This window comes from uncultured Mycobacterium sp., assembly GCF_964249325.1.
Classification (GTDB): Bacteria; Actinomycetota; Actinomycetes; order Mycobacteriales; family Mycobacteriaceae; genus Mycobacterium.
In genome coordinates, this window is record NZ_CAXUCH010000209.1 from 1 (window position 1) to 7,523 (window position 7,523).

The window sequence follows — 7,523 nt, forward strand, 5'->3', positions numbered from 1 at the left end:
TGTGGTCCTGCGAGATGGCCTGGGTGATCGCCGATGAGGTGGTGCAGATCCGGGGTGGTCGCGGCTATGAGACCGCGGAGTCGCTGGCCGCTCGCGGGGAACGCGCCGTAGCGGTGGAGCAGGCGGTGCGCGACCTGCGGATCAACCGCATCTTCGAGGGATCCAGCGAGATTATGCGGCTGCTCATCGCGCGGGAAGCGGTTGACGCTCACCTGACTGCCGCCGGAGATCTCGCCAACCCCAAAGCCGACCTGCAACAGAAAGCCAAGGCGGCAGCCGGCGCGAGTGGGTTCTACGCAAAGTGGTTGCCGCAACTGGTTTTCGGCGAAGGACAAGTGCCTACCAGCTATCGCGAGTTTGGCAGGCTGGCGACACATCTGCGCTATGTCGAGCGCTCTGCGCGCAAGCTGGCCCGCAACACCTTCTACGGCATGGCGCGCTGGCAAGCCGCTTTGGAGCAAAAGCAGGGCTTCCTCGGGCGCATCGTGGACATCGGCGCAGAGCTGTTCGCGATGTCGGCCGCATGCGTGAGGGCGGAGGCCGAGCGTGCCGCCGATTCGGCGCGCGGCGAACAGGCCTATGAACTGGCGGATGCGTTTTGCCAACAGGCCACGCTGCGGGCTGAGGCGCTGTTCGACGCGTTGTGGAGCAACACCGACAGCACCGACGCTGCGGTGTCGGATGCTGTGCTAGAAGGCCGCTACACCTGGCTGGAGGACGGCATACTCGACCAGTCAGAGGGCACTGGGCCGTGGATCGCTGCCTGGGAACCCGGTCCGTCCACCGAAGCCAATGTGGCTCGGCGGTTTCTGACGGTATCGGAATCCTGAGCGCCGACGGCACACTCAAAGGCATGAGTTCCTACGTCGCCGAAGCGGGCGAGTTCACCCGCGACACCAACTACATCGCCACGCGCATCACCGCTGACGGCCGCGACGGATATCCGGTCGAGCCCGGTCGGTATCGGCTGATCGTTGCCCGGGCCTGCCCATGGGCCAACCGCGCGATCATTGTGCGCAGACTTCTCGGGCTCGAACCTGTTCTCTCCATCGGGTTTTGCGGCCCCACCCATGACGAGCGCAGCTGGACTTTCGATCTCGACCCCGGCGGCGTCGACCCGGTGCTGAAAATCCCGCGGCTGCGGGATGCTTACCTCAAACGCTTTCCCGACTATTCGAAGGGCATCACCGTTCCGGCGATCGTCGATATCCCTACCGGCGCCGTCGTCACGAACGATTTCGCGCAAATCACGCTGGACTTCTCCACCGAGTGGACCGCGTATCACCGCGACGGGGCGCCACAGCTTTACCCCGAGCCGCTGCGGGCGGAGATCGATGAGGTGAACAAGCGGGTCTACACCGAAATCAACAACGGGGTGTACCGGTGCGGCTTCGCCGGGTCACAGCAGGTCTACGAGGCGGCCTACGACCGGTTGTTCGCCGCACTGGGTTGGGTCAGCGAGCGGCTGTCCTGCCAGCGGTATCTGGTGGGTGACACCATCACCGAAGCCGACGTGCGATTGTTCACTACGCTGGCCCGCTTCGACGCGGTCTATCACGGGCACTTCAAGTGCAATCGCCAGAAGCTTTCCGAGATGCCGGTGCTGTGGGCTTACGCGCGCGACCTATTCCAGACCCCGGGCTTCGGTGACACCGTCGACTTCGTCCAAATCAAACAGCACTACTACATCGTGCACAGCGACATCAACCCCACCCGTATCGTGCCTAAAGGGCCAGACCTGGCGAACTGGTTGACGCCGCATGGCCGGGAATGCTTGGGCGGCAAGCCATTTGGTGACGGCACTCCGCCCGGCCCGCCGCTCGATGCCGAGCGGGTGCCCGCCGGTCACGGCGCGTAGCTGAACCGCTAGCGCCACACCGTGCGCACCGACCATTCCGCATGCGGGACGTCCTGTAGTTCACCGGCGACGTCGCGCACCAACGTCAGCAGCTGCACGGCGATCCCGGTCAGCCGCCCGCGTTGGGCATCGACGGTCGGGATGGTGACCGCCAGCCGCGTCCCAGGACGAAAGTAGGTCGTGGCCGTGTTGACCGGATCCTCGTATACCTCAAGCAGCCGCCACGGCGCGCGCCCGATCGCGCTAGGAACCGACAGCTGCACCGGATCCCGCGCGGTGACCGGCAACTCGCCTTGCGCGTGCGGGGTCTGACAGTCGTTGAGGTTCAACACATTGCAATACACATACGGGCCGACCCGGGTCAGGTGCCCGTGTGTGTATGCGCTGATCTTCGGTTGCTGCGGGCCATGGCCGGGTACCAGCAGCCAGGTGCTGACCCCGGCGCCGAGGGCCAGCGCCACCGCAACCGCCAGCAGCGCAACGCGACGCGTCATTCCTGCCCGACCGCGGCAGCATCGGCCCCGCGGCGGCCACCTTCCTGCTCGACCATGACGGGCCGATTGCCCCCAAAGCCTGGGATTAACGAGTCGCCGCGGTAGCTGACCACAGTTTGCGCCAGACCCAGGATCAACACCGCGGTCACCGCGGTGAAACCGACCCACAGCTCGGTGTACAACATCACGCCCAGCGCACCGCCCAGCACCCAGGCCAGCTGTAGCGTCGACTCCGAGCGACCGAAAGCCGAGGCCCGCGACTCCTCGGGCAGATCGTCCTGCAGCGAGGCGTCCAGTGAGGCCTTTCCGATCGCACTGGCTCCCGAGGTGATCAAGGTGGCCACGGCGGCCACCACGAGGTTTCCGGCCACCGCCGCCGCCAGTGCCGCCGCCGTAACCGCCACGGTGCATCGCACGACGAGCACTGCGGGCCTGCCCAATTGCAGCCGCGCGCTGGTGAAGTTGCCGGCAAAGTTTCCGACCGCGGCCGCGGCGCCGATCAGGCCAAGCATGCCTAATTGCACCCACCCGCTGGCTTCATGTGATTTGGCGACGAACGCCGGATACAAAAACAGGAAGCCCACCATCACCTTGATCGTGCAGTTTCCCCACAATGCGGTAATGATGTTGCGGCCCAAAGGTTGTCGCAGCGCACCGCTGGCCCTTTTGACCTCCTCCGGCCAGCTTCGGCGCAGCCGGCCGGTGGGGACGCGATAGCTCAACGTGGCGGGAACCTCACCGGTGGTCACCTCGACCCAGCGCGGAATCCGCATCGACAACCAGGCGCCTGCCAGTGTGACAGCGACGATGACAAACAGCGCACCGGGCAACTGAAACAGGTGAGTCAACGCGAACTCGATGCCGCTTGCGATGCCGCCGCCAACGATCGTGCCACCGAGCAGCCCGAACACGGTCAACCGGGAATTGACCCGCACTAGGTCGATCGTCGGCGGCATGACCCGTGGCGTCACCGCGCTACGCAACACACTGAACGACTTGGACAGCACCATCATGGCTAGCGCCGAGGGATAAAGCACCCATGACGGGAAGCTGCCCGTAGCGCCGTCGTAGTTCATGATCAGCACCACCGCCAGCGCGGTACGCAACACGAACGACAACGCCAGCGCAATTCGCCGGCCATGCTGCAGTCGATCCAGCGCCGGACCGATCAGTGGTGCGACCACCGCGAACGGCGCGATGGTGATCAACAGATACAGCGCGACCCGAGACTTGCTCTCGCCCGTCGCCGCCGCAAAAAACAACGTGTTGGCAAGTGCGACGGCCATCGCGGAGTCGACCGCGAAGTTCGCCACCACCGGCCACGTCAGCGCCGTCAGCCCGGATTTGTCGGCGCCGTCGGCGGTGGCGGCGCGTTGCACCAGCCAGTACATCCGCGAACCCATTTCGCGGCTGCGCTGTGCTGCGGCGCGGGTGACAGTGATGCGTTCGCCGCTGGGCGTACCCCGCGGCGGGTGGCTGCGCCCGCGCTCTTCAGCCGGGTCGTGGTGCAGCGGTGGCAGGTAGCGGTTGGCGCTGGGCATCGGTGGCGGGCGGCGCAACCGCTGATCGCCGAGGTCGTCGGCGGGATAGTTGGCCATGCCGGGATGCTCGCCGACGCGTCCTGTCCGGGGCCGTTGCCCCGGCGCGCGACGAACGTCGGTGTGATCACGTCGCCATCCAGACACGAATCAATTCTTGCTCATGCCGACGGTGGGGACGCGCAGGCAATCGGTGTGGCTGGTCGCCCTCTTGCTGCGGCAGTATCGGAGACAATGGACAGCGTGATCGGAAGCACCGAAGAAGCCGCGCCCGCTGCTGGCGAGTGGCCGGAAGAGGTTGCCGCGCTTCTCACCGACGCCGTCGACCAGGCCCGCGCCGCGGTGGTGGAGTTCAGCGGCGCGGAAACGGTTGGCGAGTACCTCGGTGTCGCCTACGAAGATGCCAGCGCGGCCACACACCGATTCTTGGCGCGTCTCCCCGGCTATCAGGGATGGCAGTGGGCCGTTGTCGTCGCCGCATACCCGGGTGCCGATCACGCGACGATCAGTGAAGTGGTGCTGGTCCCCGGTCCGACTGCGCTGCTGGCTCCGGAATGGGTTCCGTGGAACCAGCGGATCAAACCGGGCGACTTGGGGCCTGGGGACCTGCTGGCCGCTTCGCCGGAAGACCCGCGGCTGGTGCCCGGTTACGCCGCCACCGGTGACCCGCAAGTCGATGAAGTCGCTGTCGAGATCGGGCTGGGACGACGGCGGGTGATGAGTGCCTGGGGACGCGCGCAAGCAGCGCAACGCTGGCACGACGGCGACTACGGTCCCGCCTCGCCGATGGCGCGCTCGACCAAACGGGTGTGCCGCGACTGCGGTTTCTATCTTCCGCTGGCGGGTTCACTCGGGCGGATGTTCGGCGTATGCGGCAACGAGATGTCCGCCGACGGGCATGTCGTGGACTCCGAGTACGGCTGCGGCGCGCACTCCGACACCCAAGCGCCCGCGGGCAGCGGTTCGCCGATGTACGACCCGTATGACGACGGGGTGCTCGACGTCAGCGACAAGCCCGCGGAGTCCACAAACTAGTCGCTTTCGGCTGCGGCCTTGATCTTGGCCAGCGAGGTATTCATGCCGTCGAGCAGTTCGCGCTCGAAACTGTCCACTCCACCGAACAACGCGTTCACCGTCATCGTCGAGATCGGCTTGACGCCGTTCTCGGCGTGCCGGCTCTCGATAACGCGGGTTCCCTGCTCGGTCGGCTGCAACTCGTAGCTCCAGATGCTGCCGTTGGCGTTGACCCGGAAAGCCAACTTCTTCTCGGGAATGACTTCGGTGACCGTACAGGTGGTAGGCCAGAACAGTTTGTTGCGACGGTTCAGGTTGACGGTGCGGGTTCCAGGACGCAGTGGACCGAGCGGCCGCATCCACCGACACTGTGGGCTCCACTGCGGCATCCGGCGAAAATCAGAGACCAGCTGCCACACCTTCGAGGGTGGTGCTTTGATGTCGACTTCGGCTTGCAACAGCGGCGCTGCCATTGGTCCTCCTCGGTGTGCTGATTCATCTGCGGTCCGTGTTGCGCTGGTGTGCCAGACCGGTCTGGGCGCCGCGTGTCCCTCGGCGGGCGGCGTCGCGTTGCCATAGGAAGATACCCGTGCCGAGCAGCCCGGTGGCCAGCCCCGCGACCGTCACCGGCCGCCACGTCTCAAGAGCCGGCACGATGAACGCCACGACGGTGGCGGCCAACCAGCCCAGCGCGCCCACGCCGATGACCGGCCATACCTCCAGCAGCCCAGCCGGAAGCGACGGTGGCTGGGGAGTCTGGCGAGGCTCGGCTGACATCGAGATGAAGATAACCCGGTGACGATGCGGGCCGCGGAGCGGCCGGGGGAGGATTCGGCGTAGACGATGCCAAGTGCCGATCACTGTCGTAACCTTCGCGCTGTGATGGACGGCGACACGCGGCTAGCCAGCGATTTGTCGTTGGCGGTGATGCGGCTGTCCCGCCAACTGCGGTTTCGGCGTCCGCAGTCGCCGGTGTCGCTGTCACAACTGTCGGCGCTGGCCACGTTGGACAAAGAAGGTGCGATGACACCCGGCGCGCTGGCCGAGCGGGAACGGGTCAGGCCGCCGTCGATGACCCGGGTGATCGCCTCGCTGGCCGAGCTGGGCTTGGTGGACCGCACCGCACATCCGGTCGACGGACGGCAAGTGCTGGTGTCGGTGTCGGAAGCCGGGGCGGACCTGCTGGAGTCCGAACGCCGGGCCAGTCGAGAGTGGCTGGCCCAGCGGCTCGCCGCGCTCGGCAGCGCTGAGCGCGACACGCTGCGCACCGCGGCTGACCTGATGTTGGCGCTGGTTGACGAAAGCCCTTGAGCGCCAGCTTGTTCGGGGGCATCGACGTCCGCGACGTCAGCGACCCCGACGACCCTCGCGTCGACGAGTTTCGAGATCTCAATAGTGTCGACCGTCGACCCGATCTGCCGACCGGCAAGGGATTGGTGATCGCCGAGGGAGTACTAGTGGTGCAGCGCATGCTGGCGTCCCGGTTCACTCCGCTGGCCCTGCTCGGCACCGACCGCCGGCTCGCCGAACTCAAAGCGAATCTGGTCGGCGTCGGTGCGCCCTACTACCGGGTGTCCGCCGACGTTATGGCGCAAGTGGTCGGCTTTCACCTCAACCGCGGGGTGCTGGCTGCGGCACGCCGGGTACCCGAGCCGAGCGTTGCCCAAGTCATTGACGGCGCCCGCACCGTCGTGGTGCTCGAAGGGGTCAACGACCACGAGAACCTCGGCTCGATTTTCCGCAACGCGGCCGGGCTCGGCGTCGATGCTGTGGTGTTCGGTAGCGGCTGCGCCGACCCGCTGTACCGTCGTGCGGTCCGGGTATCGATGGGTCATGCACTGCAGGTGCCGTATGCACACGCGACCGATTGGCCCGCCGAGCTAAAAGTCCTGCGAGACCACGACTTTCAGCTGCTCGCGATGACGCCGGACGAGCGGGCTCAGCCGTTGCCGGCGGCGATGGCCGCACTGCACGACCAGCGGGTCGCGGTGCTGGTGGGCGCCGAGGGTCCTGGTTTGAGCGAAAAAGCGATGCGCGGCTGCGACATACGCGTGCGTATTCCGATGTCGCGCGGCACTGACTCACTCAATGTCGCAACCGCAGCCGCCCTCGCCTTCTACGAACGGGCCACGCTGGGCAATTGAGCTAGGCTCACGCCGTGACCGACCAATCCACGCCGTGGGGCACGGGTTTGACGGTGGCCGGGTTTGTCGCTGCGGTGACCGGCGTCGCGGTCGTGGTGCTCACCCTCGGGCTGATCCGCGTCCATCCAGTATTGGCCGTCGGGCTCAACATTGTTGCCGCCGGCGGGCTGGCGCCGACGTTGTGGGGCTGGCGGCACACTCCGGTGCTGCGCTGGTTTGTGCTGGGCGCAGGTGTCGGGGTGTCGGGTGCCTGGCTGGCGCTGCTGACGCTGGCGGCATTGGGCCGCGCTTAGCGGTTTCCGCCCGAGCGCACGCCGAGTAACACGTCTTCCCATGCCGGAACCGGCGGTTTGCCGCGGCGGGCGCGCGCCGGCTGGCGCGGGCGTTCCGGGTGAGCGGTTGGCTCCTGCGGCGGTGGCGGGGCGGGCTCGTCGAAGTCGAGCTGGGCCACCGGTGCCCCCGACCGCAGCGGACG

General features: G+C 66.7%; 10 protein-coding genes and 1 pseudogene. 6 read left to right on the forward strand and 5 right to left on the reverse strand.

Annotated elements, in window-relative coordinates:
* Together ACFE99_RS20000 and ACFE99_RS20005 are read left to right on the forward strand one after the other, a co-directional pair.
* A partial coding sequence (locus ACFE99_RS20000) for an acyl-CoA dehydrogenase family protein (protein ID WP_375488163.1) occupies window positions 1-830 on the forward strand: 830 nt, incomplete at its 5' end.
* A gap of 23 nt (window positions 831-853) precedes the next feature.
* Window positions 854-1,858 carry a glutathione S-transferase family protein gene (locus ACFE99_RS20005; protein WP_375488164.1) on the forward strand — a complete coding sequence of 335 codons (1,005 nt, stop codon included), beginning with the start codon at window positions 854-856 and terminating at the stop codon, window positions 1,856-1,858.
* Between the two features lie 8 nt (window positions 1,859-1,866).
* Here the strand turns inward: ACFE99_RS20005 and ACFE99_RS20010 are convergent, their stop codons facing one another.
* Window positions 1,867-2,352, reverse strand: a complete 486-nt coding sequence (locus tag ACFE99_RS20010) for a DUF2771 domain-containing protein (protein WP_375488165.1) — start codon at window positions 2,350-2,352, stop codon at window positions 1,867-1,869.
* Window positions 2,349-3,950, reverse strand: coding sequence for an MFS transporter (locus ACFE99_RS20015; protein ID WP_375488166.1), 1,602 nt, complete (start codon window positions 3,948-3,950; stop codon window positions 2,349-2,351). The genes ACFE99_RS20010 and ACFE99_RS20015 overlap by 4 nt, the downstream gene beginning before the upstream one ends.
* Before the next feature lie 183 nt (window positions 3,951-4,133).
* Between ACFE99_RS20015 and ACFE99_RS20020 the strand changes: the two genes are divergently transcribed.
* Complete coding sequence (locus ACFE99_RS20020) at window positions 4,134-4,925, forward strand: DUF3027 domain-containing protein (protein ID WP_375488167.1); 792 nt, start codon at window positions 4,134-4,136, stop codon at window positions 4,923-4,925.
* Here ACFE99_RS20020 and ACFE99_RS20025 read toward each other — a convergent pair.
* Together ACFE99_RS20025 and ACFE99_RS20030 are read right to left on the reverse strand one after the other, a co-directional pair.
* Window positions 4,922-5,377, reverse strand: coding sequence for an SRPBCC family protein (locus ACFE99_RS20025; RefSeq protein WP_375488168.1), 456 nt, complete (start codon window positions 5,375-5,377; stop codon window positions 4,922-4,924). The genes ACFE99_RS20020 and ACFE99_RS20025 overlap by 4 nt on opposite strands.
* Before the next feature lie 22 nt (window positions 5,378-5,399).
* Window positions 5,400-5,681, reverse strand: a complete 282-nt coding sequence (locus ACFE99_RS20030; RefSeq protein ID WP_375488169.1) for a DUF2530 domain-containing protein — start codon at window positions 5,679-5,681, stop codon at window positions 5,400-5,402.
* Between the two features lie 102 nt (window positions 5,682-5,783).
* Here ACFE99_RS20030 and ACFE99_RS20035 point away from each other — a divergent pair, with 102 nt between their 5' ends.
* From ACFE99_RS20035 to ACFE99_RS20045, 3 genes are read left to right on the forward strand one after another with little or no spacing between them, the layout of a single operon-like run.
* The gene (locus tag ACFE99_RS20035; protein ID WP_375488170.1) at window positions 5,784-6,215 is read left to right on the forward strand and encodes a MarR family winged helix-turn-helix transcriptional regulator; all 432 of its coding nucleotides are present in this window, start codon (window positions 5,784-5,786) and stop codon (window positions 6,213-6,215) included.
* A complete protein-coding gene (locus ACFE99_RS20040) occupies window positions 6,212-7,048 on the forward strand; it encodes a TrmH family RNA methyltransferase (RefSeq protein WP_375488171.1) in 837 nt (278 codons plus the stop codon). The genes ACFE99_RS20035 and ACFE99_RS20040 overlap by 4 nt, the downstream gene beginning before the upstream one ends.
* Window positions 7,049-7,062: 14 nt before the next feature.
* The gene (locus tag ACFE99_RS20045; RefSeq protein ID WP_375488172.1) at window positions 7,063-7,341 is read left to right on the forward strand and encodes a DUF2537 domain-containing protein; all 279 of its coding nucleotides are present in this window, start codon (window positions 7,063-7,065) and stop codon (window positions 7,339-7,341) included.
* Here ACFE99_RS20045 and ACFE99_RS20050 read toward each other — a convergent pair.
* A pseudogene (locus tag ACFE99_RS20050) lies at window positions 7,338-7,523 on the reverse strand (DUF3071 domain-containing protein); the annotation flags it as partial. The gene ACFE99_RS20045 and the pseudogene ACFE99_RS20050 sit on opposite strands and share 4 nt — an antisense overlap.